This is a genomic window from Streptomyces sp. NRRL F-5727, assembly GCF_000719555.1.
Lineage (GTDB): Bacteria > Actinomycetota > Actinomycetes > Streptomycetales > Streptomycetaceae > Streptomyces.
This window is the reverse complement of the sequence record NZ_JOGX01000006.1, coordinates 18,348-43,417: the sequence shown is the minus strand read 5'-3', so window position 1 is coordinate 43,417 and position 25,070 is coordinate 18,348. Positions and strand designations below refer to the sequence as shown.

Here is a 25,070-nt window from a genome sequence, read left to right as displayed (position 1 = left end):
CGTCGTCAGGTCGATGTGATCAGCGGGGGTTTGGAGTCGTCGCCGTCGCGGTCGTAGAAGCCCGTGAGCGCGACGGACATCAGCAGCATGGCGACGGCCGTCAGGACGAGCGCGCCGACGAGGACCCCGAGACAGCCGCCGAGGAGCAGCCGGGTGCGCCGGTCGGGGTCCGGGTCCGGGTCCGTCGGCACCGTCATCCCTGCGGGGGCTCGGGCGGGAGCATCTCGCCCGTGCGGTTCGCCTCGTCGCGGGTCGCGGTCCGTGCCTCCGTGCGGTGGCCGCGCGCGATGTAGTCGCGGACGACCGCCTCCACGGCGTCCTGCGGACTGCCGACGCCCGCCAGGACCATGACTTCCACGACGAGTTCGGCGTCGAGCGCGATGTTCACCTTGGCCATGGGCGGAACCTAGCACCGGGAAACCCGGTCGCGGGAGCCCGTCCGGGCTGCCTACCCTCCCGGCATGACGATGGTCGCGATCCTCAGCGGTGCCGGTATCTCCACGGACTCGGGCATCCCGGACTACCGGGGGCCGAACGGACTGTGGCGGCGGGCCCCGGAGGCCGAACGGCTGGTCACCTACGGGCCGTACATGGCCGACCCGGAGGTCCGCCGCCGCTCCTGGCTGATGCGGCGGGACACCTCCGTGCTGACGGCGGAGCCCAACGTCGCGCACCGGGCGATCGCCGCGTTCGAGCGGACCGGCCACGCGCTGCGGGTGATCACGCAGAACGTGGACGGGCTGCACCAGGCGGCCGGAGTGCCGGACCGGAAGGTCCTCGAACTGCACGGCACCGTGAGGTCGGTGGTGTGCACGGCCTGCCACGCCCGCTCGCCGATGGCGGAGGCGCTGGAGCGGCTCGACGCCGGCGACCCGGACCCGGCGTGCCGGGCCTGCGGCGGGATCCTGAAGCCGGCGACCGTGATGTTCGGGCAGCGGCTCGACCCCGTGGTGCTCGCGCACGCGATGTCGGTCGCCAAGGCGGCCGAGGTGTTCGTCGCGGTCGGTACCAGCCTCCAGGTGCAGCCGGCCGCCTCGCTGGCCGGGATCGCGGCCGAGCACGGGGCCCGGCTGGTCATCGTGAACGCCGAGCCGACCCCGTACGACCCGCTCGCCGCCGAGGTCGTGCGCGAGCCGATCGGCACGGCCCTGCCGGCGCTGCTGGAGCGGCTGGCCTAGAACAGGGCCCCGGGGAGGCCCCCCGACTCGAAGGCGAGCAGCCGCTGCTTGCGGTCCAGGCCGCCGCCGTACCCGGTGAGGCTGCCGCCGGAGCCGATGACGCGGTGGCAGGGGACGATGACGCTGACGGGGTTCTTGCCGTTGGCGAGGCCGACCGCGCGGGAGGCGCCCGGACTGCCGAGGGCCTCGGCGAGCTCGCCGTACGTGCGGGTCTCCCCGTACGGGATGAGCCGGAGCTGCTCCCAGACGCGCAGCTGGAACGGGGTGCCCTCCAGGTGGAGCGGCAGGTCGAAGTCGGTGAGCTCGCCCGCGAAGTACGCGTCGAGCTGGCGGATCGCCTCGCCGAAGGGGCGCGGGTCGGGCGCGCCGAAGGTCTCCTCGGGCGGGCGGTGGCGCTGGCCGGTCATGTGGACGCGGCTGAGGACGCCGTCGACGGCCACCAGGGTCAGCGGCTCGTAGGGGCTGTCCACGACCGTGTGCACGACCGTGCGGGACGCCGCGGTGCGGGGCATGGCGGAACTTCCTTACGCGGGGAGGTGGTTGATCGGGTGGGAGTCGGTCGCCCACAGGTACTGGACGGCGTAGGCGCGCCACGGCGCCCAGTGGGCGGAGCGGGCGGTGAGCGCGGCGGGGCGGCCGGGCAGGCCCAGGCCCTCGGCGGCGCGGCGGACGCCGAGGTCGCCGGGGAGGAAGGCGTCGGGGTCGCCGAGCGCCCGCATGGCGATGACCTCGGTGGTCCAGGGGCCGAAGCCGGGCAGGGCGAGCAGCCGGGCGCGGGTCTCGGCGCGGTCCGTGTCGGGGCCGAGGGCCAGCTCGCCGTCGGCGAGGGCCCGGACCAGGGTGAGCAGGGTGGCGCGCCGGCTGCGGGGCAGGGCCAGGGTCTCGGGGTCGAGCCCGGAGAGCGCCTCGGGGGTCGGGAAGAGGTGGGTGAGGCCGCCCTCGGGGTCGTCGACGGGGACGCCGTGGGCGGTGACGAGCCGGGCGGCGTGGGTGCGGGCCGCGGCCGTGGAGACCTGCTGGCCGAGGACGGCCCGGACGGCGAACTCGGCGGGGTCGACGGTGCCCGGGACGCGCCGCCCGGGCGCCTTGTCGACGAGCGGCGCGAGCAGCGGGTCGGCGCGGAGCCGGTCGTCGACGGCGACGGGGTCGGCGTCGAGGTCGAGGAGGCGGCGGCAGCGGCTGATGGCCTGGGTGAGGTCGCGGGGGTCGGTGAGCGAGAGCCGGCAGGCGATGTGGTCGGGGCGCGGGGCGAGGGCGACGATCCCGTGCCCGTACGGGAGGGCGAGGGTGCGCCGGTAGGCGCCGTCGCGCCACTCCTCGACCCCGGGGACGGCGGTGGCGGCGAGGTGGCCGAAGAGGTTGGACGGTTCGAGCGGGGCCCGGAAGGGCAGCCGCAGGCTGATCACGCCCGGGGTGTGCGGCGCGGCGGGCCGGGCGGCGCGGGCCCGCAGTTCGCCGGGGGTGAGGGCGAAGACCTGGCGGACGGTGTCGTTGAAGGAGCGGATGGAGGAGAAGCCGGCGGCGAAGGCGATCTCACCGAAGGGCAGCGCGGTGGTCTCGACGAGGGTGCGGGCGGTCTGCGCGCGCTGGGCGCGGGCCAGGGCGAGCGGGCCCGCGCCCAGCTCGGCGAGGAGCTGGCGCTCGATCTGCCGGGTGGACCAGCCGAGCCGGCGGGCGAGCCCCGGCACCCCCTCCCGGTCCACCACCCCGTCCTGGATGAGCCGCACGGCGCGGGCGACGGCGTCGGCGCGCACGTTCCACTCCGGGGAGCCGGGGCTGGTGTCGGGGCGGCACCGCTTGCAGGCCCGGAAGCCGGCCCGCTGGCAGGCGGCGGCGCTGGGGTGGAACTCCATGTTCTCGGGCTTGGGCGGGACCGCCGGACAGCTCGGCCGGCAGTAGATCCGAGTGGTGCGGACGGCGGTGAAGAAGACGCCGTCGAAGCGGGCGTCCTTGGACTGGACGGCCCGCACGCAGCGCTCGGTCTCGGTGTGCATGGATCCAGGATCGGGGATCGGCGGGCGCCCGGCTGGCAGAAAAGCGACATGGACGTTCAGCCGGCGACGGGCACCGTCCGGTAGTGGGTGGTGAGCCGCCCGTCGTCACCGAGGACGTGGAAGGCGACCCCGGGCGGGGTGTCCAGGTGGACGTACGGGCTGTCCGGGCCCGGGGGCTCCCAGGGCAGCCGGGTCGTGGAGACGGTGCCGGGGGCGACGAGCAGGGGGCGGCCGGCGAAGGTGGTGGCGGCGGCGGTGTGGGCGTGGCCGGCGAGGAAGGCGGTGAGGTGCGGGTGGCGGTCCGCGAGCGCGGCGAGCCGGTCCTCGCCGAACTGGCGGATCTCGTCCACGTACGGGAGGTGCAGCGGCACCGGCGGGTGGTGGAAGGCGACGAGGACGGGGATGTCGCGCGGGGTGTCGGTGAGGACCCGGTCCAGCCACTCCAGGGTGCCGTCCTCCAGGTGGCCGTCGTGCTTGCCGGGGATGGAGGAGTCGCAGACGGCGAGGACGAAGCCGTCGCCGCGCAGCACCTGGTCGACGGGGGCGGCCGGGGCCGGGTCGCCGTCCTCGTGGAGCAGCGGCCCGAGGCCGGCCCGGAAGGCGGCGCGGTCGTCGTGGTTGCCGGGGCAGACGACCAACGGGTGGCGGCCGGTGAGGAGTTCACGGGCGCGGTCGTACTCGGCGGGGGCGCCGTGGTCGGCGATGTCGCCGGAGACGAGGACGGCCGCGAGGTCGTACGGCAGCTCCTCCAGGTGACGCAGGACGGCGCGGGTGCGCGCGGTGGCGCGCTCCTCCGTGTCGATGTGGATGTCGCTGACATGGGCGATGACGATCACGCGGTGGCCTCCGGCGGTCGGGTGAACGGACGTTCACCCGACGGTACGGCGATCCCGCGCCGGCGCGTAAGGGCCACTCGGCGACGGGTGGCCGGCCGCTCACTCGAAACGGGCGGGGTCCCCGGCGCCGACGCGGACGACCTCGGGATCGCCGCTGGAGAAGTCGACGACGGTGGTGGGGACGGTGCCGCAGTCACCGGAGTCGAGGACGGCGTCGACCTGGTGGTCGAGCCGCTCCTTGATCTCCCAGCCCTGGGTCAGCGGTTCCTCCTCGTCGGGCAGCAGGAGGGTGCTGGAGAGCAGGGGTTCGCCGAGTGAGGCGAGCAGCGCCTGGGTGACGACGTGGTCGGGGATGCGGACGCCGACGGTCTTCTTCTTGGGGTGGAGGAGCTGGCGGGGCACCTCCTTGGTGCCCGGCAGGATGAAGGTGTACGCGCCGGGGACGGCGGCCTTGACGGCGCGGAAGACCCGGTTGTCGATGTGCACCAGCTGCCCGAGCTGGGCGAAGTCGGCGCACATGAGGGTGAAGTGGTGCCGGTCGTCGAGGCGGCGGATCTCCCGGATGCGGTGGAGCCCCTCGTGGTTGCCGATGCGGCTGCCGAGGGCGTAGCAGGAGTCGGTGGGGTAGGCGATCAGCCCGCCCTTGCGGATCGAGTCGGCCACGCCGTCGATGATGCGCGGCTGCGGGTTCTCGGGGTGCACGTCGATGTACTTCGCCATGGGCCGAGTCTAGGTTCCGCGGAGGTCCTGGTTCCTGAGGTGGCGCCAGACCGCCTTGGCGGCGTTGTGCCCCGACATGCCGTGGACGCCGGGCCCCGGCGGCGTGGCGGCCGAGCAGAGGAAGACCGACGGGTGGGGGGTGCGGTACGGCCACGGGGAGAGGGTGGGGCGCAGGACGAGCTGGAGGCCGCGGGCGGCGCCGCAGGCGATGTCGCCGCCGATGTAGTTGGCGTTGCGCGCGGCGAGTTCGGGCGGTCCGGCGGTGGCGCGGGCGAGGATCCGGTCGCGGAAGCCGGGGGCGAAGCGCTCGATCTGCCGCTCGATGGCGTCGGTGAGGTCGCCGCGCCAGCCGTTGGGCACGTGCCCGTACGCCCAGAAGACGTGCTTGCCCTCGGGGGCGCGGCTGGGGTCGACGAGGCTGGGCTGGGAGGTGATCAGGAACGGCGCGTCGGGGGCGGTGCCGGAGGACGCCTGGCGCAGCGCGGTGTCGATCTCGCCGGCGCTGGGGCCGACCTGGACGGTGCCGGCCCGGCGGGCGGCCTCGGCGGTCCAGGGCACGGGGCCGTCCAGGGCGTAGTCGATCTTGAAGGCGGAGGCGCCGTACCGGTAGTGGGCGTAGTGGTGGGCGCCGAAGCCGGTGATGCGGGCGAGGGCGGTGGGCGAGGTGTCGAAGAGGTAGGCGCGGGCGGGCGGCAGGTCGTCGAGGCGCTTGACCTCGAAGCCGGTGTGGACGGTGCCGCCGAGCTCGGTGAGGTACGCGGTGAGGGCGTCCGGGATCGCCTGGGAGCCGCCCCGGGGCACGGGCCAGCCGACGGCGTGCGCGGCGACCGCGAAGACCAGGCCGACGGCGGAGGTGGCGAAGCCGTCGAGGGGCGCGATGACGTGCCCGACCAGCCCGGCGAAGAGGCCGCGGGCCTTCTCGTCGCGGAAGCGGCGCAGCAGCCAGGTGGAGGGCGGCAGTCCGGCGAGGCCGAAGCGGGCGAGGCCGACCGGGTCGCGGGGCAGCGCGGTGAGCGGCAGCTGCATGAAGTCCCGGAAGAGCGTCTCCCACCGGCCGAGGAAGGGGGTGACGAGCCGGCGGTACGTGCCGGCGTCGCGCGGTCCGAGGGAGGCGGCGGTCTCGGCGACGGAGCGGGACAGGACGGCGGCGGTGCCGTCGTCCCACGGGTGGGCCATGGGCAGTTCGGGGTGGAGCCACTCCAGGCCGTACCGGTCGAGCGGCAGCGTCCGGAAGACGGGCGAGCCGGCGCCGAGCGGATGGACGGCGGAGCAGGGGTCGTGGCGGAAGCCGGGGAGGGTGAGCTCCTCGGTACGGGCTCCGCCGCCGACGGTCTCCTTGGCCTCGAAGACGGCCACGGAGTGGCCGCGCCGGGCCAGTTCGACGGCGGCGGTCAGACCGTTGGGTCCCGCCCCCACGACGACGGCATCGAGCAGCGACGTCACCTCGGACTCCTCCCGTCGGCCGCCGGTTCGGCAGGCCCAGGATAGGCCCGTGTCCCCCGGTGGCGGAGCGGCCCCTCGGGAGCCGCCGGTTCCGCCGCCGGACCGGCGTGGCGGCCCCGGTGCGGGAAGGACCGGTTCCGCGGCTCGGCGGCGTGGCGGCCCCGGCCGGGGGCGGGCCGGTTCCGCGGCCGGGTGGGCCTGGTGAGCATCCGTCAGCCCTCGGCGGGGGCGCCGACGAGGAGGGCGCGGATCCGCTCGGCGGTGGCCGCGTCCCGCGCCACCGTGAACGGCAACGTGTTCCCCCCGGAGATGCGGAACGGCTCGCCGGTGACGGTGGTCTGCGCGCCGCCCGCCTCGGCGACCAGCAGCAGCCCGGCGGCGTGGTCCCACGCGAGCTCCCAGCTGAAGGCGGTGGCGTCGAGGGTGCCGCGGGCGACGGCCAGGTACTCCAGGCCGGCCGAGCCGCACGGCCGGGGCCGTACGCCCTCGGTGACCAGGCCGAGCAGGGCGCGCTTCTGGTCCGGGGTGGTGTAGTCCGGGTGCGAGGTGGCGACCTCCAGGACGGCGCCCGGGGCGGGCGAGCCGGACCGGAGCGGCCGCCCGTCGAGCGTCGCGCCGCGCCCCCGCACGGCGACGGCCAGCTCGCCGAGGGCGGGCGCGTACGTCCAGGAGGCGAGGATCTCGCCGCGCCGGGCGAGCGCGACCAGGGTGCAGAAACCCGGATCGCCGTGGACGAACTGACGGGTCCCGTCCACGGGGTCCACGATCCACACGGGCGCGTCGCCGCGCAGCGCGCCGTACAGCTCCGGGTCGTCGTGCACGGCCTCCTCGCCGACCACGACGGAGCCCGGCAGCAGGGCGGTCAGCGCCCGCGTGAGGTGCTCCTCGGCGGCCCGGTCGGCGACCGTCACCAGGTCGTAGGGCCCCTTCTTCTCGGTGATCTCGTGGTCGGCGAGCTGTCGGAAGCGCGGCATGATCTCCGCCGCGGCCGCCTTGCGGACCGCTTCCTCCACCTCGGTCGTACCGCCGTCGAGGACGTGCTCAAGGAAGGATTCGATCATGCGTCCAGCTAAGCACGCGCCTCCGACAACCGGTACGGGGCCTCGGGGGTCCGGCTCGGGGAGGACCGCGGCGCGGGGGATGACCAGGCGGGCGACGCGCGTTATACGCAGGTCTGTCCGAGTCGCGGGGCCGAGAGACCAGGGTCCCGGCCACATCTGGGAAGGGAACGAGACCGTGCACGGTGAGTACAAGGCGCCCGGCGGCAAGCTCGTCGTCGTCGATCTGGACGTCGAGGACGGGGTGCTGCGCGACGTGCGGGTGGCCGGGGACTTCTTCCTGGAGCCCGACGAGGCGATCCTCGCGATCAACGGCGCTCTGGAGGGCGCCCCTTCCGCCGCGGACGCCACGGAGCTCGCGGCCCGGATCACCGCGGCGCTGCCCGAGTCGACCGTGATGTTCGGGCTGACGGCGGAGGGGATCGGCATCGCCGTCCGGCGGGCCCTGGCCCACGCGACCGAGTGGAGCGACTACGACTGGCAGCTCGTGCACGCGGGCCCGCAGGCGCCGGCCCTGCACATGGCGCTGGACGAGGTGCTCACCGCCGAGGTCGCCGCGGGGCGGCGGGCGCCGACCCTGCGGGTCTGGGAGTGGGCCTCGCCGGCCGTGGTCATCGGCAGCTTCCAGTCGCTGCGGAACGAGGTGGACCCCGGCGGGGCGGCGAAGCACGGCATGACGGTGGTGCGGCGCGTCTCCGGCGGCGGGGCCATGTTCGTGGAACCCATGAGCACGATCACCTACTCCCTGTCCGTGCCGGAGTCCCTGGTGTCGGGCCTCTCCTTCGCCGACAGTTACGCCTACCTCGACGACTGGGTGCTGGGCGCGCTCGGCGACATGGGGATCAGGGCGTGGTACCAGCCGCTCAACGACATCGCCACCGAGGCCGGGAAGATCGCGGGCGCCGCGCAGAAGCGGATGGTCGGTCCGGACGGCGGCCCGGGGGCCGTGCTGCACCACGTGACCATGTCGTACGACATCGACGCCGACAAGATGCTGGAGGTCCTGCGCATCGGCCGGGAGAAGATGTCCGACAAGGGCACCAGGAGCGCCAAGAAGCGCGTCGACCCGCTCCGCCGGCAGACCGGCCTCGCCCGGGAGCAGGTGATCGAGAACATGATCGCCTCCTTCCGCGAACGCTACGGGCTGACCGCCGGGGAGGTCACCGAGGAGGAGCTGGCCCGGGCGGAGGAGCTGGTGCGGACGAAGTTCGCCACCGAGGAGTGGACCGCCCGGGTGCCCTAGCCGCCGGGCGGGCGGGGGCGGTTCCGGCCGGTGCCGCCGCCCTCGGCCGGTGACCCGTCCGTCATCGGCTCGTTGACGTCGTGGACACGCTGCGTCGACGGCCACGGAGGGCACATTGGGACGGGCGAGAGCACTGACGGCGGCGCTCCTGGGGCTGTTCCTCGCGACGGCGCCGGTCGCGCCGCGCGAGGCCGGGGCGATCGTCGGCGGCCGGGAGGCCGCCCCCGGGGCGTACCCGTACGCGGCGGCGCTGGTCGACGTCGAGCGGCACCGCCAGTTCTGCGGCGGCGCGCTGATCGGCCCGCGGCACGTCCTGACGGCCGCGCACTGCCTGACCGGCTCGTACGGCGACACCGGCCGGGTCGCGGTGCTGCTCGGCGAGCACGACCTGCGGACGGCGACCGAGTCCCGCCACGCACGCGTGGCCCGCCCGGCCCGCTTCACGCTGCACCCCCGCTACGACCGCCGCACCCAGCACGACGACCTCGCCGTGATCACCCTGGCGGACCCGGTCCGGCCGGACGCCGGCGTCCGCCCCGTCCCGCTCCCCGCACCTGACGAATCGTTCACCCACACCCGCCTGGAGGCCGTCGGCTGGGGCGCGACCTCCTTCGGCGCGGACCCCTCCCCGGTGCTCCGCGCGGTCACCCTCGACACCCTCGCCAACCCCGCCTGCGCCCTCCGCGGCGTCGACGGCCTCACCCCGGCCCAGCTCTGCACCTGGACCCCCGGCCGCGACACCTGCGTCTACGACTCCGGCGGCCCCCTGGTCCACCGCTCCCCCACCGGCCGCCCCACCCTGGCCGCCCTGGTCTCCTACGGCCGCGGCTGCGCCACGGACACCCCCGCGGTGAACACCAGGATCACGGCCCACCTCCCCTGGCTCACCCGCGTCACGGGCCTGCGCCCGCCGGCGTCCTGAGCGGTTCCGGGCATACGGCGACGAGCCGTGCACTCCGGTGGTCACCGGCCTGCACGGCTCGTCGTCGATCGTGTCCGAGGGGGGACTTGAACCCCCACGCCCGATAAAGGGCACTAGCACCTCAAGCTAGCGCGTCTGCCATTCCGCCACCCGGACAAGGTGTTGGCCGCTGCTCGTTCCCTCGCGGCGACGAACATCAATCTACCAGGTGTCCGAGGTGCTTCTCACCCACGTTTCCGGTGGTCAGGACGTCAGGAGGGCTGCCCCGCGATGTTGACCATCCAGTTGATGCCGAACTCGTCGGTGCACATGCCGAAGACGTCGCCCCACATCTGCATCTCCAGGGGGACGGAGACCGTGCCGCGTGCGGCGAGCTTGTCCCAGTAGCCGCGGAGCTCGGTGTCGTCGTCGCCGCTGAGGCTGATGCTGATGTTGTTGCCGACCGTGTGCTCCATGCCCGGCGGGTTGTCCGAGACCATCAGCGTGAAGCCGGCGGGCGTCTCCAGCATGCCGTGCATGATCTTGTCCTCGTACCCGGGCGGCGCCTGGTCGAACTGGGCGAAGGTGTTGATCTCCGGCGAGCCGCCGAACACCTCCTGGTAGAAGTCGAGGGCCTGCTTCGCCGTGCCGGTGAAGCTGATGTACGGGTTGAGCCGGGACGCCATGGGTCACTCCTCTGCGGAACGCGGGGGGGGGAGGGAGGGGGACAGGTGGACTCGGGCACCTCGGGTGACCGACGTGCGCACCGACCCTAGGCACCCCTTCCCGCCCCGCGGGCGTGCCGCGCCGGAGGGGCGCGGCACGGCCACCGGAGCGGCCGAGCGGGGGCGGGGGGCCTCAGCTCTCCCGGTAGGCGACGCGCGAGGCCGCGGCGGCGAGTTCCCGCTGCCACCCGGGCGGGAGGGCGGAGCCCGCGAGGGCGGCCCGGGCGCGTTCGACGAGCCGGTCGATCCGCGCCTCGACCCGCGCGTGCACGGCGCCGCCGGACAGCAGCTCGCGCAGCGGCTCCGCGTCGCCCCGCTCGACCAGCTCGCGGACCCGCGCGTCGGACCGCATCGCCAGGGCGAGCAGCAGCGTCGTCTTGCCGCGCCCGAAGTCCTGGCGGACCGGCTTGCCGCTCGCCGTCGCGTCCCCGAAGGCGTCGATCAGGTCGTCCCGCAGCTGGAACGCCTCCCCCAGGGCCTCCCCGTACGCCTCGAAGACCGGAGCGAGATCGGTGCGGCCGGCCAGCAGCGCCCCGAGGGTCAGGGGGCGGTGGACGGTGTACCGGCCGGACTTCAGCAGCGCGATGTGCCGGGCGAGTCCGGCGTCGGGGGTCGGCTCCGCCGCGGCCGTCACGTCCATGGCCTGGCCCGCGATCAGCTCGCCCTTGAGCGCGAACCACTCCTCGGCGACGGCCCGGGAGGTGCCGGACATCAGGTGGTCGGCGTACGCCCAGGCGAGGTCGCCGGCGAGGATCGCCACCGACTCGCCGTACCGCCGGGACTCGCCGAACCAGCCCCGGTCGCGGTGGAGGCCGGCGTGCAGCGCGTGCACCGTCGGCCGGGCGCGGCGGCGGTCCGCGTCGTCCATCACGTCGTCGTGGACGAGGGCGGAGACGTGCAGCAGTTCCAGCGCCATCGCGGCACGGACCGGGACCTGCGCGGGACTGCCCCCGGCCGCGAGGTAGCCGCTGAGCAGGAAGCGCGGCCGCAGCCGTTTGCCGCCCGCCGCGACCAGCTCGGACACCGCGAGGGCCGGCTCGGCGCCCCGGCCGTCCTTCCGCGCCCAGCGGAACCGCTCCCGCGCGAGGTAGCTCCGCAGCCCGTCCTCCACCTGCTCCATCAGCGCCCGCAGCTCTTCCGGTCCGGACGCGTCCCGGGCGGCGGGGACGGTGTGCGGCAGGGTGCCGGTGTCGCCGGTCACCGGCGGCGCTCTTCCACGCGCATCCGGGACTCCCGCGGCCGCAGGGTGGAGCCGGCCACCGGGCGGGGCGGCCGGCCCGTGAGGGACCGCATCCGCCAGCGGCCCATGAGCGAGGCGAGGGTCAGCGTGATCTCGGCGTAGGCGAGGGACTCGCCGATGCACTTGCGCACGCCGGCGCCGAACGGCAGATAGGCGTGGCGCGGGACGGAGGCCGCCCGCTCGGGGAGCCAGCGGTCCGGGTCGAACCGGTGGGGGTCGGCGAAGACCGCGGGGTCGCGGTGGAGGGCGTACGGGCTGAAGAACACGTCCGCGCCCGCCGGGATGCGCCAGCCGCCGAGGTCGACCTCGCGGGTGGCCCGCCGGGTGAGGATCCAGCCGGTCGGGAACATCCGCAGCAGTTCCTGCACCACCTGGCCGAGGTACGGCAGCCGGGGCAGGTCCGCGTACGCCACCGGCTCGCCCTCCAGCACCTCCTCGAGTTCGGCGTGCACCCGGCGTTCGACGTCCGGCCGGGCGGCGAGCACCTGGAAGGCCCACAGCAGCACGGTGGCGGAGGTCTCGGTGCCGGCCACCATCATCGAGCGGACCTCGTCGTGGATCTGTTCGGTGGTCATGCCCTCGCCGGTCCGCTCGTCCCGCGCCGACATGAGCATCGACAGCAGGTCGCCCTGGTCGAGATCGCCGGCCCGGTAGTCGGCGATGATGGCGTCGACCACGTCGTACAGGCTCCGCAGGGCCTCCGCCTCGCGCCGGTTGACCGGCAGCGGGAGGCGGTGGACGAACTCGACCGGGATGAAGGCCCGCCGTCCCACGCCGGCCACCAGGGCGGGCAGGCAGCGGCGGATCTCGGCCGCGGCCTCGGGGGTGACGGCGGAGAAGAGCGTCCTGGACAGGATGTCCATGGTCATGTCGTTGAGCTGCGGGCCGAGGTCCACGACCTGGCCGTCGCGCCAGGTCGCGGAGACCGCGTCGGCGGCGTCGAGCGCGGCCCGGGCGTACAGGCCCATCCGGGTGTGGTGGAAGGCCGGCTGGGACAGGCGGCGCTGCCGCAGGTGGAACTCCCCGTTGGAGGCGGCGAGTCCGTTGCCGAGGAGCTTGGTGGCCTGCTCGAAGAGCGGCCCGCCCTTCTCGAAGCCGCTCTGGTGGGTGATGAGCAGGTCCTTCATCAGCTCCCCGGTGCTGACCATGTAGGCGGGCCGGGGGCCGATCAGGAAGCGGGTGACGGCGCCGTGGTCGCGCAGCCGCTCCACGAAGTCCAGCGGTCGCAGCGCGAGCCAGGGGGCGTGCCCGACCAGCGGGAGGCCGCCCGGGAGGGTGCGCGGCGGGGCCGGGGTGGAGGTGGTCCGGGTCATGAGGTCCGTCCTGTCCGGTCGGCCACGAGGAGGAGATCGTCGCGTTCGGCGTCGCGCACGCTCAGGTAGTCGGGCCGTCGGCCCGATCCCGATCGCGGGGTGTAGCGGGTCGTGGCGAGGGACCAGTCGTAGGTCACCCGCATCTGGCGGGTGAGGGCGGTCAGATGGCGCAGGGCCGCGGTCCGCTCCGCGGGGTCGCAGGCGAGCCGGTCGCACACCCCGGGCACCGTGCCCGCGGTGTGCCGGAAGCGGGCGACGAGGCCGTCCACCCGGCGCCGGACCTCCTCGATCACCTCGGCGCGCGGGCGGCGGGTCTCGTGTTCCAGGACGAGGACCAGGTTGTGGGTGTCTCCCCGGGCCTCCTCGTGCTCGATCGAGTGGACGTCGTTGCAGTGCGCGATGATGTCGATCTGGAGTTCGGCGAGCCGGCGCACGGCCGGGTCGGCGAGGACCCGTTCGGGCACCTCGTAGCGTCCGGCGCGCTCGGCCGCGTCCAGGTAGACGTACATCGCCATGGTCTCCCGGCGCAGGGCCAGGTAGCCGGCCAGGTCGGGTACGGTCCCGGCGCGGCGGGCGGCGGCCTCGGCGAGGAAGGAGCGCAGGAAGCGGCCCCAGCCGTGGCCGGCCCGGGTCCGCCACGCCGGGGACATGGGTGCCCGCATCCGGGCCCACAGGTCGGCGGTGGCGCCGGCGAGGGCCTCGGCCCCGGCGGGGGCGGCGGTCGGCCCGGTGGCCGTGGTCACCGAGGTGAGCGCGGCGACCGCGGCGGCGGCGAACTCCGGGTCGTCCCCGGCCGGTCCGTCGAAGAAGTCGTCGCAGACCGCGGTCCAGGTGATGAGGTCGGTCATCACGTCCAGGTCGGTTCCGTCGGCCTCGGGGGCGAAGCCCGTGGCGACGTCGGCGAGGCGCATGGCGAGGAAGTACTCGCCGGCGGCCCGGGTGGGCGGGATCAGGCCCTGCGCGGTGGCCCAGGCAACGCCTCGGCGCCGGGCCCGCCCGAGGGCCCCGGGGCGGACGGCGACGGCCGGGAAGGGCAGGAGGAAGTCCACGTCGGTCGGCATGGGTCAGCCCTCGGCGCCGACGACGGCCCGGGCGGCGGCGGACCGGCGCGGGAGGCGTATCGATCCGCGAGTGACATCTCGGTCGATCTCGGACATGAGCGGGAAGAGGAGGACGGCGCGTGTCACAGAGGGTCTCCCAGGGATGGTGGTCGCGTGCGCGGGCACGCGTCTCCGGCCGGTCGCGCCTCGCGCTCCGGCGGTGTGGTGGTTGAGGAGGGCGGGGACGGGCGCGTCGCGGGCCCCGGAGCCGGCGGTGGGACGGGCGCGTCGCGGGCTGCCGGAGCCCGGGCGGCGGGGACGGCCGCGCCGTGGGCCGCCGGAGCCCGCGAAGGACGGCTGGAGCCGGTGGCCCCGGCCGGTCGGGTGACCGGCCGGGGCCCTGGCGTCGGACGCGGGGCGGGGCGGGACGCGCGGGGCGGGACCGCTACGGCACGGTCACGGCGCGGGTCAGCTCGGTGTACGCCTTCGACAGCGTCGAGGTGACCTCTCCGACCTTGTAGGTCCGATCGTCCACGGCGCACACCGGCTGCACCTCGTAGGCCGTGCCGGTGAGGAAGAGCTCGTCGGCGCGGTCCAGTTCCTCGGGCCGGATGTGCCGTTCGTGGACGGCGATCCCCAGGCCCTCGGCGAGGGACAGGACGGTCTGCCGCGTGATGCCGTCCAGGAAGGTGTCCGGGGTCGGCGTGTGCAGGGCCCCGTCGATCACCAGGAAGAGATTGGCTCCGGTGGCCTCCGCCAGGTGGCCGCGGAAGTCCAGCAGGAGCGCGTCGTCGTATCCGGCCGCCTCCGCCTCGTCCCGGGCGAGGGTGCAGATGTTGTACAGCGACGCCGCCTTCGCCCGTACCGGCGCGGTGTCGGGGGACGGACGCCGCCAGCGGGACGTGCGCAGCCGGATGCCGCGGCTGCGCGCGTCGTCGGAGAACACGTGCGGCCACTCCCACGCGGCGATCGCGACGTGGACGGACGTGCCCGCTCCGGAGACGCTGATCTGCTCGCTGCCCCGCCAGGCCACGGGCCTGATGTACCCGTCGGCGATGTCCTGGCGCCGGATGGTCTCCCGCATGGCGGCGTCCAGCTCCGTGGCGTCGAAGGGGACGCGGAAGCCCAGCTCCCGTGCGGAGGCGTGGAACCGCTCGAAGTGCTCGCGGGGCTTGAAGGCCCGGCCGTCGTAGACGCGGATGCCCTCGAAGACGCCGCCGCCGTAGTGCAGTCCGTGGGACAGGACGTGCAGGCGGGCGTCGCGCCAGGGCACGAACGCCCCGTCCAGCCAGATCACGCCGTCACGGTCGTCGAACGCGGTGGTGGTCATGCCTGCCCCTCGTGGCCGTGGTCGGCGACCTCGGCGTACTCGATGCGAATGGACCGCTCCAGGAACCGGTGGAACTCCTCGGTCTCGGCGGGGCTCCCGTGCCGGGACAGCACGAACGCCGGATAGCCGGTGAAGTCGGGGTAGGGCCGCACGACGTCGCCGGGGAAGAGCATCTGCACGACGTGGTCGACCCTGGGGTCGTCGCGCAGTTCGTCCAGGCCGTGGATCGCGGTGATCCGTCCGTACCCGCCGCAGGGGACGATGTAGTTGGCGGCGGCCCCCACCGGGGTCGGCAGCCCGCCGGAGACCGGCGTCCCGGTGTCGATCCCGGCGGCGATACGCAGGGCCTGCGCGGCGAAGTCGATGCCGGTCACCCCCGAGACGACGTGGTGGGAGACGCCCGAGCCGCCGATCCGGGCGCCCATCTCCAGCAGGTACGGCGTCGTGCCGCCGCGCAGCCGCAGCTCGGTGTGGGTGGGGCCGTCCGTGATGCCGAGGGCCTTGTGGGCGGCGGTCACCTCCCGCAGGATGTCGTCCCGGACCGCCTCCGGCAGCACGGCCGGCGCGCGGTAGACGCCCTCCTCGAAGTGCGGCCCCTGCGGGTCGCCCTTGTAGCCGATGGTCAGGATCCGTACGTCACCGCCCCGGGCGAGCGACTCGACGGCGAACTCGGGGCCGTCCAGGTACTCCTCGACCACCAGGCCGTCCGCCTGCCCGAACCTGCCCGCGCTGGTCCGCCACACCTCGTCCACGACGCTCCGCAGGCTCTGCGGGGTCTCCGCCTTGGTGACGCCGAGGCTGGAGAAGCCGTGGGCCGGCTTCACCACGACGGGGAAGGTCAGCCGTGCCGCCTGCTCCCAGTCGTCCGGCCGGTCCAGCCGGACGAAACCGGGCACGTTGAGGCCCGCCGCGGCCAGGCGCTCCCGCATGACGCGCTTGTCCTGCGCGCCGAGCGCCACGTCGCGGCCGATGCCGGGCAGCCCGAGGAGTTCGGCGGCCTCGGCGACGAACGGCACGGCGGGGTCGAAGAGGGTGACGATGCCCTGGAAGGGGCTCTCCTCGTGCCGCCGCCGCAGGGCGTCCAGCGCGTCGGCCCGGTCGGCCTCGATGTCCAGTCGCAGGAGCTCCACCACGGCGGGCGGCAGCCGGTCCTCTGACACGGTCTCGTCGGGCCGGGGAACCAGCACGAGGTCGATGCCGGCCCGCTGCGCGCCCTCGAAGATCCAGGGGAGGGAGGCGCGCTGGTAGACCAGCACCAGGGTGGGGTGGGGGCTGTCCGTCGTCATCTCAAGGTCCTTTGCCGTCACGATGTTTCCTGCCGGGCGCGCGTCCCGGCCGTTTCCCCGGTGGACTCCTCGTCCGCCGCCGCCCCGGTCGGGGCGCGCCCGGTCGCGGGGGCGCCGCCGATGGTGAGCCACACGCCGCCCGCGCACAGCAGGAGCAGCAGGAGCACGAGGGGTCCCGGCGCGGTCTCCCGGCCCAGGGCCCACTCGCCCAGTCGCACCAGGAACGGTACGGCGAGCGCGACGGCGGAGGTGAACAACGGCCCCTTGCGCCGGATGAGTTCGTGCGAGACGAGGAAGACGGGGGCGGTGAGGAGCACGCCGAGGGCGGCGATGCCGCCCCAGTCGGCCGCGGAGACTCCGCCGAGCGGGACGAACAGGGCGACCGCGAGACCCAGCATGACCGTGCCCGCGCCGGTGATGGCGGGCAGGGACGCGACCGGTGACAGGTCCGCCATGCGCCGCCGGTAGACGTAGCCGTACACCGCGTAGGTGAAGGTGCCGCCGAGTGCCAGCAGTCCCCCGCTCACCAGGGCGCCTCCGCCGGTCCCGGAGCCCCCGCCGTCGCCGGCGGAGGCGTCGGCCAGGGCGTATCCGACGGCCGCGACCACGGCGAGCACCGTGCCCAGGACCTTGCGCCGCGTGGACGGCTCGCGGAACGCGACGGCGCCGATCACGAAGGTGAGGCAGGGCAGCAGGGAGACGATCAGGCCGACCCGGGAGGCTCCGATGAAGCCGGTGCCGAGCAGGGTCCCGGAGTAGTACGCGAAGAAGCCGAGGAAGGCCAGCAGCGCGACGCTCCCGCCGCGGGCGGTCGCGGTCCGGGCCTCGGACCGCAGCCGCGGGTGCAGCAGGGCGACGACGGTGATGGCCGCGAAGCTGGCCGCCGTCCGCCCCGCCGCCACGAGCAGCGGCGGGGCGCCGTCGACCAGGTGGCCGGCCAGCAGCCAGCCGGCCGCCAGCAGGACGATCATCAGCACCGACAGGGCGGGCACCACGAGGGGCCCGCCCCGGCGGGTGCGCGGGGACGCTTCCGTCACCATTCCGCGCGCTCGAACTCCAGCGCGGGCATCCGGTCCAGGCCCTGCTTGGCCCGCAGCAGCACCCGCTGGTCCTCGGTGAAGGCGTACCGCTGCCGCGGCGCGCCGGCGGGCGCGGGCTCGGGGGCCGGCAGGTACCGGCGTACCAGCTCCCTGGCCGCCGTGCGGTACTCGTCGTCGGTCGTGACCTCCGCCTCCAGCTTCTCGACCGTGGTGACGAACTCCCGCAGCGCGTCGAGGGCCTTGGCCCGGTCGAAGCGGAGGAGGGCGCCGTCGGCCGGTGAGCCGGCCAGGGCGCCGTGCTCGCGCAGCCAGGAGTAGAGGAAGACCCCGGTGCCCGAGTCGAAGTTGCGGGTGGCGTCGTCCGCCTGCGGGTAGCGGAAGATCCGCTCCAGCAGGATCATGTCGGTCTGCTCGGCGGCGAACGGGACGACGTCGCCGTCCTGGCAGGCGAGGACGGTCTTGGCGTCGACCTTGATCTCCTCCAGCAGGCCGACGAACCAGTTCATCTTCAGCGAGATGTGCTCGTCGAACGGCCAGAGCCCCTGGTAGTGCATCGAGTCGTGCAGATAGCCCCAGATGGCGCGTGCCTCGAAGCACACGTCCGCGTCCAGACCCGTGGACGCCCGGGGCAGGGAGTCCGGCGTCAGGACGGCCTCCGCTCCGGTGAGCGCGTACGTCTCGTGGATCTTCCGCATCTTGTTGTAGAAGAACATGGCGTACGGCTGCTCGGTGATCTTGTCGTGAGCGGCCACGTTCTCCGGGAAGAACACCAGGCAGTTGCCCTGCCGGAAGCCCGCGCTGCCGGTGATCAGCACCAGGGATTGGCAGTTGTTCTTGGGGTGCGGGTACGACACGGCCAGCTCGGGCAGGGCGGCGGGCTCCTTGCGCAGCGCGAAGAAGCAGTCCAGCCGCTTGCCGACGGGCGGTGCGCTGTTGGTGCTCTGCAGCGGCGCGAGGAAGAAGACGGCCTCGCCGTCCTCGGGGACGCGCAGGGCGTCCCGCGAGCGGGCGAAGTGGGGCCGGGTGTCCAGGCCGGCCGCGAGCCAGTCGTCGACGTCGGCCGCAAGGGCGCTCGCCTGCTCGTCGCCGCCGCGCCGTCCGTACCAGGCGCACGCCTCGTCGCGGATGCGGCCGAGCAGCGCGCGGTCCGCCTCGGTGGCGTCGGGGACGGTTCCGTCGTCCGCCTGCCGTTCCCGGAAGCGGTCGACCATCGGGATGAGGGAGCCGGTCAGTTCGTCGGCGTCGGCCAGCAGGCCGGCCGGGACCGGAGCGGTCGCGAGGGTCACAGCGCGGCTCCCACCGGGACGGGCCGCTCGCTCTCGGCGTCGACCGCCAGCACCTGGTGGACGGTGAACACCATGGGCACGGCGCCGAAGTCCCGTACCACGCGCAGTCCGTGGTTCTCGGCCGCCACGATGGTGGTGATGCAGCCCTCGACGCGCCCCTCGGCGCAGTCGATGGCCGCCTGGGAGTTGCTCAGCACCTCCCGCACCTCCGCGCCGGCGGGGATGAGTCCCTTCGGGGCCGGGTGGGAGGCGACGGTCGCCGGCCGGGCCGTGCCGCTGGTGGCGAGCACCATGTTGTGCGTCGGCATGACGAAGCTGTCGATCATGTGCAGGCGGTGCAGGTTGCCGAAGACCAGCGTGTGCAGCGCGGGGTAGACCGCGCAGGCGACCAGCGCGTGCTCTCCGTCGTCCGGAACGGCGTCGAGCGCGGACTCGATCGACGCGTGCAGCTCCACCGTCCCCTCGATGCCTTCCCGACGGAGCCATTCGTGGGACGCGGCTTCCAGGTTGGTGCCGTGGGGACCGAGTGTGTGTAGGTGCCGGACGCGTTCCGACTGATTCTTCGCGGGCCTCATGGGCTCCCCCGTAACAAGCGGAAAATCAACGTCCTCATCAGGTGTCTCCTGTGAGGCTTGCGCAGGCAGGCAACCATGCCGCACGAGAATGATCAAGTGTTGCCTAACGCGATCTCGGATGGCGAGATTAGCGCCGTGAAGTGTCGTCTTTGCCTCAACTCGACTACAGAAGAGGGTGGTTGAGGTGCGCGTGTGTCCACCGCATTAGCCGACCTGACAAACTATCGGATCGCCGGTCTCGCCATGTGAAATCTGTCAGGTGAAGTCGGCCGAATCCCCTCCCCCGTGTGTTTTGATCTCCGGCGATCACTCCGTCGGTGACATACGGATATGACTTTGGGGGGCCGCTCTTGGTGGCAAACAAATCAGGCGGCGCAATCACCCGGAACTTCGACGAATGGCTCCATCTCGCCGGTCTCGACCGGCCCGGTCTGGCCGCGCTCGTCGCCGGCCTCGCCAACGCCCCGGACGTGGCGCACGAGCGGAGGGAGCTGGCGCGCGCGGCGATGGTGTGGCTGTGCGCCCCCACCGACGGCCGGATCCCGCTGCTCCTGCTCGACGTGCTGAAGGAGCACAGCCGCACGGTCAGCGAGGAGGCCCGGCGATCCGTCCTCCACGCGGGCCGGCTGAGCCGGGCCACCTCGGCCCTCGTCGCCCGCGCCACGGCGGACGAGCGCCCGGCCCCGGATCCCCGCGCGGACAACCTGACCAGCCGCGAGTACGACATCCTGCGGCTGATCGGCAGCGCCCGGACGAACCGTCAGATCGCCACGCTGCTGCGCATCTCCGAGAAGACGGTGAAGAACCACATCACCTCGCTGTTCGCCAAGCTCCAGGCGTCCGACCGCACCGAGGCCCTGGTCATCGGGCTGCGCCGGGGCCTGCTGTCGGTGGAGGACCGGCAGGGCGGACAGGACCGGCCGGGCGGGCAGGACCAGGGTCCCAGCGGGCCGGGCGGGAACGTCCTCGCCCTGGAGCCGAGAGCCGCCGACTGGGACTCCCGTCCCATGGCCGGCTGACGTGCCGGGTCACCACACTGGGACCCGTTCCGCGCAAGCCGACCAGGAGGGGGACCGCGTGGCCCAGGGGGAGCAGTACGTGGTCATGGTCAACGACGAACTGCAGTACGCGACCGTCCCGGTCACCTGGCCGGCCTCCCGCGGATGGCGCGCGGTCGGTCCCGCCGGCACCGCTGAGGAGTGCGCGGCCCGGGTCGACGCCCTGTGGACGGACATGCGTCCGCTGTCGCTGCGCCGCGCCATGGCGGACGACGCCGCCGCCCGGGAGGGGCGGTGACGCGGACCGCCGTACCGAAGCTCGCCGACACCGACCTCACCGACCCGGTGGTGCACGCGGAACGGGACCTGCGGCCGCTCTGGCGGCACCTGCGGCGCCACCGGCCCGTCGCGCACCACGCCACGCCGGACGGCCGGGGCTTCTGGGTCGTGACCCCCCACCAGCTGGTCGAGGAGGTCTGCGTCTCCGCCGAACGCTTCACCTCGGTCCGGGGCAACACGCTGGGCACGCTGCTCGCGGGCGGCGACCCGGCGGGCGGCGGCATGCTCGCCGTCTCGGACGGCCCCCGGCACCGGAGCGTCCACCGCGAGCTGATGCGGGCGTTCACCGCGCAGGCGCTCGCGCCGTACCGGGAACGGATCGTCGCGCGGATCGACGGCCTGGTCCGCGCGGCCGTGGCCCGCGGCGAGGCCGACTTCGCCCGGGAGGTCGCCCGGCCGATACCGATGGCCGCGGTCTGCGACATGCTGGGCGTGCCGGAGGGGGACCGGGAGGCGCTGTACGCGGACGCCAGCCACACCCTCGCCTCGGAGACCCCGGTCACCGACGACGTCTCCACCCGGCTGGCCCGCCAGGAGATCCTGCTGTACTTCGCGCGGCTGGTCCGCTCCCTGCGCGGGGAGCCCGGCGACGACCTCCTCGGCCTGCTGGTCCGGATGACCGAGAGCGAGATCGGGCTCACCGAGGACGAACTGCTCTACAACTGCTACAGCCTGCTCCTCGGCGGCGAGGAGACCACCCGCTACACCATGAGCGGCACCGTCCAGGCGCTCGCCGACCACCCCGACCAGTGGCGCCGGCTCGTCCGGGGCGAGGTCGCCCTCGACACGGCCGTCGAGGAGCTGCTGCGCTGGACGACGGCGCCGATGCACGTGGGCCGCACGGCGGTGCGCGACACGGAGCTGGGCGGCGTACGGATCGCCGAGGGCGACATCGTCACGGCCTGGATCAGCGCCGCCAACGACGACGAGACGACGTTCGACGAGCCGCGGCGGCTCGACCTGGGCCGCACGCCCAACCGTCACCTCGCCTTCCTGCGTGGACCGCACACCTGCCCGGGGGCCCGGCTGGTCCGGATCGAGATGACCGCCCTCCTGACGGCGCTCGTCACCCACGCCGACGGCTGGGAGATCACCGGGAGGGCCGTCCCGGTCTACTCGACCTTCATGCAGGGGCTGAGCAGCCTGCCGGTACGGTTCGTGCCGCGCGTCGGCCCGCGCCCCCGGCCCCCGAAGCACGCCGACGACGCGGAGTGAGAGCCCCATGACGACAGACAGCCCGCTGCTGCACGAGCGGTTCGCGGCGGTGGCCGCGGCCCACCCCGACGCGCCGTCGGTCACCTGCGGGGACCGGACCCTCACCTACGCCGAGCTGCGCCGGCGGGTGGAGCGGCGCGCCGCGTGGCTGCGCTCGCTCGGCGCGGGCCCCGAGCAGATCATCGGAGTCCACCTGGACCGGGGCATCGAGGCCGTGGTCTCGATGCTGGCCGTGGTGGAGGCGGGGGCCGCGTATCTGCCGCTGCCGCTGGACTACCCCGAGGCCCGGCTGACGCTGATGGCCGGGCAGTGCGCGGTGCGACTCGTGCTGAGCAGCGCCGACGGACCGGACACCCCTTTCACCGACCCGGTACGCACCCTGCTCGTCGAGGACGAGCCCGCCGAGCCCGCCGGGCCGTCCGCCGCGTCCGCGGCGCCGCGCCCGCACCCCGACAACCTGGCGTACGTCGTCTACACCTCGGGCAGCACCGGCACCCCCAAGGGCGTGGGCGTGACGCACCGCGGCGCCGTCAACCTCGTCGACCCGCGGCAGACCTACGTCGACTTCGGCCCCGGCGAGTCCTTCCTCCAACTCGCCCCGCTCGCCTTCGACGTGGCCGCCTTCGAGATCTGGGGAGCCCTCGCCTCCGGCGGGCGGCTGGTCGTCGCCGCCCCCTCGTACCAGGCCATCGAGGAGCTGCCCGACCTGCTGGTCCGGGAGCGGATCACCACCGCGCTGATCACGACCACGCTCTTCCACGTGCTGTGGGACGCCCGCCCCGACGCCTTCGACAGCGTGCGCCGCCTGATCGTCGGGGGCAGCGTCATGTCCATGGACCGGGCCCGCGCCTTCACCGCCCGGCACGCCGCACGCGGCGCGGACCACCTGCTCATCAACGGGTACGGCCCCTCGGAGGCCACGACCTGCGTCAGCGCCCACGCCATGGGCCCCATCCCCGACGACGAGACCAACCCGCCGCTCGGCACTCCGCTCGACGGCGTCACGCTGCGGCTGCTCGACGAACACGGCCGCGAGGTCGGCCCGGGCGGCGAAGGCCAGATCCACACGGGAGGCGTGGCCGTCACCCGCGGCTATCTGGGCCGCCCCGGCGCGACGAGCCTGCGCTTCCTGCCCGACCCGTACGCGGACGAGCCCGGCGCCCGGATGTACGCGACCGGGGACCGCGGCCGCATGCGCGCCGACGGCCTCATCGAGTACCTGGGGCGCTTCGACGACCAGGTGAAGGTCCGCGGCCACCGGGTGGAACTGGGCGAGGTGGAAGCGGCCGTCAACAGCCATCCGGACGTACGGGACGCCTGCGTGGTCCTGGTCCGGGAGGACTCCGGCGCCGAGCGTCTGGTCGCCCACCTCGTCCCGGCCGGCCCGCTCGGCGAGCCCGGCCGGCGCGCCTCCCTGGCCGCGCACCTCGCCCGGCTCCTCCCGGAGTACATGCGGCCCGGCGGCTACGTCGAGCACGACGTCCTGCCCCGGGGGCTGCACGGCAAGGTGGACCGGGAGGCCCTGGTCCGCCTCGGCCACGCGCCGGCCACGCCGGACGGGGAGCACAACGAGCCCGCCTCGTGGGTCGAGTCCGCCATGGCCGAGGTCTGGAGCGAGCTGCTCGGCGTGGCGCAGGTCTCGCGCGACGACGACTTCTTCCAGCTCGGCGGAGACTCCCTGCTCGCGGTGAAGGCGGTGATGCGCGCCGAGGACCACGGGCTGCCGCTGACCCTGACGCTCGTCCTCACCCGTCCCGTGCTCGGCGACCTGTGCGCGGAGCTGGAGAAGAGGCTCGCCGACGGCCCGGGCCCGGGGCGTGGACCGCACACCGGCTGAGGCTCCCGTGACACGGCTGCGGCGCACACTGGGACTGCGGGAGGCCCTCGCGATCGGCATCGGGGGCACCGTCGGCGGCGGCATCTTCACCCTGGTCAAGGTCGCCGCGGACACCGCGGGCCCCGCCGCGCTCGTCGCCTTCGTCCTGGCGGCCGCCGTCTCCGTGCTGATCGCCCTCCCGTACGCCGAACTGGCCTGCCGGCTGCCCGTGGCCGGCGGCGGCTACGCCTTCGCGCGCGAAGTCCTCGGCGAACGCTGGGGATTCGCCATGGGCTGGATCTACTGGGGCGGCTATCTGATCGCCTCGGGCTACATCACCATCGGCTTCGGCGAATACCTGCACGCCGCCACGGGACTGCCCGCGCCCCTCGGCGCGGTCGGCCTGGTGGCGCTGTGCACGGGGATCAACCTGCTCGGCGCCCGCCTCGCCGGATGGGCCCAGACAGGGGTGCTGCTCGTGGCGGTCGGCGGCTTCACGGCCTTCGCCCTGTGGGGACTCGGCGAGGTCGGCACCGCGACCCTCACGCCGTTCGCCCCCCAGGGCGTGTCCGGGATCCTGCTGGCCACCCCGGTGGTCTTCCTGGCCTTCGGCGGCTTCGACATGGTGGCCGCGGCGGGCGAGGAGATCCGGCGCCCGGAGCGCAATCTGCCGCTGGCGATCCTGCTGACCCTCGCCGTCGTGCTCGCGCTGTACCTCCTGGTCGCCCTGGTCGCCTTCGGCACCACCCCGACCCGGGTGCTCGGGTCCTCGGCCTCACCGCTGGCGGACGTGGCCCGCGGCTTCGGCGGCGAGCCGGCCCGGTGGACGATGCTCGGCTGCGCCCTGCTCACCCTCGCGGCGGCCGGCAACGCCCTCCTCATGGTGACCTCCAGGGCCCTGTTCGCCATGGCGCGGGACGGGCTGCTGCCCCGCCGCCTCGCGGCCGTCGGGCCGCGCTCCGGCGCACCGCGCGCGGCGGTCGCCGTCGACGGCGCGCTGCTCGCCGCCGTCGCCCTCACCGGCAGCGTCTCGCTGGCGGCGACGGCCGGCGGATTCCTGTACGTCCTGCACTTCCTGCCGCCGCTCCTCGCGCTGGTGCGGCTGAGACGCGATCCGACGGCCCCCGCGCCCGCGTTCCGCACCCCCGCGCCCCGGGTGCTGCTGCCGCTCGCCTTCCTCGCCGTCGTCGGCATGCTGGCGGCGACCGGGCCGCGCGGGGCCACCGCCGGTCTGGTGTGGCTCGCGCTCGGAGCCTGCGTGTACGGGGCGCGCCGCGCCCTGGCCGGCCGGGACCAAGGTCCCGGCCGGGGCGACCGCGCGCGCCCGACTCCCCCCGGCGGCGGGGCGGCAGGGACCTGAGTCCCATGGCACCGCCGACGCCCCGTCACCAGACTTGACGGTGCGGCGCTCCGACGCCCACGAGGCCGGAGCCGCGCCCCCTCACCCCACCCATCACAGCGGGCGTCGGCCCGCGCAGCTGTCAGGAGGCAGTG

At 74.4% G+C, this 25,070-nt stretch carries 25 protein-coding genes and 1 tRNA gene; 8 read left to right on the top strand and 18 right to left on the bottom strand.

Annotated elements, in window-relative coordinates; translation table 11 throughout:
- Positions 1-5: 5 nt before the first annotated feature.
- Both IF73_RS0106575 and IF73_RS0106570 read right to left on the bottom strand, forming a co-directional pair.
- A complete protein-coding gene (locus IF73_RS0106575) occupies positions 6-197 on the bottom strand; it encodes a hypothetical protein (protein ID WP_158821939.1) in 192 nt (63 codons plus the stop codon).
- Complete coding sequence (locus tag IF73_RS0106570) at positions 194-397, bottom strand: type II toxin-antitoxin system VapB family antitoxin (protein WP_030497067.1); 204 nt, start codon at positions 395-397, stop codon at positions 194-196. Before IF73_RS0106570 ends, IF73_RS0106575 begins: the two co-directional genes overlap by 4 nt.
- Before the next feature lie 64 nt (positions 398-461).
- On the opposite strand from IF73_RS0106570, the gene IF73_RS0106565 reads away from it, so the two are divergent.
- Positions 462-1,178 carry an SIR2 family NAD-dependent protein deacylase gene (locus tag IF73_RS0106565; RefSeq protein ID WP_031004435.1) on the top strand — a complete coding sequence of 239 codons (717 nt, stop codon included), beginning with the start codon at positions 462-464 and terminating at the stop codon, positions 1,176-1,178.
- Here the strand turns inward: IF73_RS0106565 and IF73_RS0106560 are convergent.
- The 6 genes from IF73_RS0106560 to IF73_RS0106535 all read right to left on the bottom strand — a co-directional run bounded on the left by IF73_RS0106560 (position 1,175) and on the right by IF73_RS0106535 (position 7,232).
- Positions 1,175-1,690 carry a methylated-DNA--[protein]-cysteine S-methyltransferase gene (locus tag IF73_RS0106560; RefSeq protein WP_031004433.1) on the bottom strand — a complete coding sequence of 172 codons (516 nt, stop codon included), beginning with the start codon at positions 1,688-1,690 and terminating at the stop codon, positions 1,175-1,177. The two genes, IF73_RS0106565 and IF73_RS0106560, sit on opposite strands and share 4 nt — an antisense overlap.
- A 12-nt stretch (positions 1,691-1,702) precedes the next feature.
- Positions 1,703-3,172 (bottom strand): AlkA N-terminal domain-containing protein, encoded by a 1,470-nt coding sequence (locus IF73_RS0106555; protein ID WP_031004431.1) that lies wholly within the window; start codon positions 3,170-3,172, stop codon positions 1,703-1,705.
- Positions 3,173-3,228: 56 nt separating this feature from the next.
- A complete protein-coding gene (locus IF73_RS0106550) occupies positions 3,229-4,008 on the bottom strand; it encodes a metallophosphoesterase (RefSeq protein ID WP_031004429.1) in 780 nt (259 codons plus the stop codon).
- 99 nt (positions 4,009-4,107) lie between these two features.
- Positions 4,108-4,728 carry an L-threonylcarbamoyladenylate synthase gene (locus tag IF73_RS0106545; RefSeq protein ID WP_031004427.1) on the bottom strand — a complete coding sequence of 207 codons (621 nt, stop codon included), beginning with the start codon at positions 4,726-4,728 and terminating at the stop codon, positions 4,108-4,110.
- Between the two features lie 9 nt (positions 4,729-4,737).
- Positions 4,738-6,171 carry a phytoene desaturase family protein gene (locus IF73_RS0106540; protein WP_031004425.1) on the bottom strand — a complete coding sequence of 478 codons (1,434 nt, stop codon included), beginning with the start codon at positions 6,169-6,171 and terminating at the stop codon, positions 4,738-4,740.
- Positions 6,172-6,383: 212 nt separating this feature from the next.
- Entirely contained in the window at positions 6,384-7,232 is an 849-nt protein-coding gene (locus IF73_RS0106535; protein ID WP_031004423.1) for an inositol monophosphatase family protein, read from the bottom strand.
- Between the two features lie 175 nt (positions 7,233-7,407).
- Between IF73_RS0106535 and IF73_RS0106530 the strand changes: the two genes are divergently transcribed.
- Complete coding sequence (locus IF73_RS0106530; RefSeq protein WP_031004421.1) at positions 7,408-8,472, top strand: lipoate--protein ligase family protein; 1,065 nt, start codon at positions 7,408-7,410, stop codon at positions 8,470-8,472.
- 115 nt (positions 8,473-8,587) lie between these two features.
- Positions 8,588-9,394, top strand: a complete 807-nt coding sequence (locus IF73_RS0106520) for a S1 family serine peptidase (protein ID WP_234338176.1) — start codon at positions 8,588-8,590, stop codon at positions 9,392-9,394.
- 71 nt (positions 9,395-9,465) lie between these two features.
- Here the strand turns inward: IF73_RS0106520 and IF73_RS0106515 are convergent.
- The 10 genes from IF73_RS0106515 to IF73_RS0106465 form a co-directional block, all read right to left on the bottom strand.
- Positions 9,466-9,550, bottom strand: a tRNA-Leu gene (locus tag IF73_RS0106515).
- Between the two features lie 95 nt (positions 9,551-9,645).
- Positions 9,646-10,059: a VOC family protein gene (locus IF73_RS0106510; protein ID WP_031004417.1), complete on the bottom strand. Its 414-nt coding sequence runs from the start codon at positions 10,057-10,059 to the stop codon at positions 9,646-9,648.
- Between the two features lie 172 nt (positions 10,060-10,231).
- On the bottom strand, positions 10,232-11,299 hold the full coding sequence (locus tag IF73_RS0106505) for a polyprenyl synthetase family protein (protein ID WP_234338175.1): 1,068 nt from the start codon (positions 11,297-11,299) through the stop codon (positions 10,232-10,234).
- Positions 11,296-12,651 carry a cytochrome P450 gene (locus IF73_RS0106500; protein WP_051716584.1) on the bottom strand — a complete coding sequence of 452 codons (1,356 nt, stop codon included), beginning with the start codon at positions 12,649-12,651 and terminating at the stop codon, positions 11,296-11,298. The genes IF73_RS0106505 and IF73_RS0106500 overlap by 4 nt, the downstream gene beginning before the upstream one ends.
- Positions 12,648-13,712, bottom strand: coding sequence for a terpene synthase family protein (locus IF73_RS38565; protein ID WP_051716583.1), 1,065 nt, complete (start codon positions 13,710-13,712; stop codon positions 12,648-12,650). The genes IF73_RS0106500 and IF73_RS38565 overlap by 4 nt, the downstream gene beginning before the upstream one ends.
- Positions 13,713-14,136: 424 nt before the next feature.
- Positions 14,137-15,021 carry a branched-chain amino acid aminotransferase gene (locus tag IF73_RS0106485; RefSeq protein ID WP_031004409.1) on the bottom strand — a complete coding sequence of 295 codons (885 nt, stop codon included), beginning with the start codon at positions 15,019-15,021 and terminating at the stop codon, positions 14,137-14,139.
- Positions 15,018-16,307 carry an ATP-grasp domain-containing protein gene (locus IF73_RS0106480; RefSeq protein ID WP_037878424.1) on the bottom strand — a complete coding sequence of 430 codons (1,290 nt, stop codon included), beginning with the start codon at positions 16,305-16,307 and terminating at the stop codon, positions 15,018-15,020. The genes IF73_RS0106485 and IF73_RS0106480 overlap by 4 nt, the downstream gene beginning before the upstream one ends.
- Positions 16,308-16,324: 17 nt before the next feature.
- The gene (locus tag IF73_RS0106475) at positions 16,325-17,347 is read right to left on the bottom strand and encodes a DMT family transporter (protein WP_031004405.1); all 1,023 of its coding nucleotides are present in this window, start codon (positions 17,345-17,347) and stop codon (positions 16,325-16,327) included.
- A complete protein-coding gene (locus IF73_RS0106470) occupies positions 17,341-18,633 on the bottom strand; it encodes a DUF6421 family protein (protein ID WP_031004403.1) in 1,293 nt (430 codons plus the stop codon). The genes IF73_RS0106475 and IF73_RS0106470 overlap by 7 nt, the downstream gene beginning before the upstream one ends.
- Positions 18,630-19,088, bottom strand: coding sequence for a bacilysin biosynthesis protein BacA (locus IF73_RS0106465; protein ID WP_234338174.1), 459 nt, complete (start codon positions 19,086-19,088; stop codon positions 18,630-18,632). The genes IF73_RS0106470 and IF73_RS0106465 overlap by 4 nt, the downstream gene beginning before the upstream one ends.
- A 473-nt stretch (positions 19,089-19,561) precedes the next feature.
- Between IF73_RS0106465 and IF73_RS38560 the strand changes: the two genes are divergently transcribed.
- From IF73_RS38560 to IF73_RS0106440, 5 genes are read left to right on the top strand one after another with little or no spacing between them, the layout of a single operon-like run.
- The gene (locus IF73_RS38560; RefSeq protein ID WP_051716581.1) at positions 19,562-20,227 is read left to right on the top strand and encodes a helix-turn-helix transcriptional regulator; all 666 of its coding nucleotides are present in this window, start codon (positions 19,562-19,564) and stop codon (positions 20,225-20,227) included.
- Between the two features lie 58 nt (positions 20,228-20,285).
- The gene (locus IF73_RS0106455) at positions 20,286-20,504 is read left to right on the top strand and encodes an MbtH family NRPS accessory protein (protein WP_031004397.1); all 219 of its coding nucleotides are present in this window, start codon (positions 20,286-20,288) and stop codon (positions 20,502-20,504) included.
- On the top strand, positions 20,501-21,760 hold the full coding sequence (locus IF73_RS0106450) for a cytochrome P450 (RefSeq protein WP_051716580.1): 1,260 nt from the start codon (positions 20,501-20,503) through the stop codon (positions 21,758-21,760). The genes IF73_RS0106455 and IF73_RS0106450 overlap by 4 nt, the downstream gene beginning before the upstream one ends.
- 7 nt (positions 21,761-21,767) lie before the next feature.
- The gene (locus tag IF73_RS0106445; RefSeq protein WP_051716579.1) at positions 21,768-23,597 is read left to right on the top strand and encodes a non-ribosomal peptide synthetase; all 1,830 of its coding nucleotides are present in this window, start codon (positions 21,768-21,770) and stop codon (positions 23,595-23,597) included.
- A gap of 7 nt (positions 23,598-23,604) precedes the next feature.
- Complete coding sequence (locus tag IF73_RS0106440; RefSeq protein WP_234338173.1) at positions 23,605-24,936, top strand: APC family permease; 1,332 nt, start codon at positions 23,605-23,607, stop codon at positions 24,934-24,936.
- The last annotated feature ends 134 nt before the right edge of the window (positions 24,937-25,070 follow it).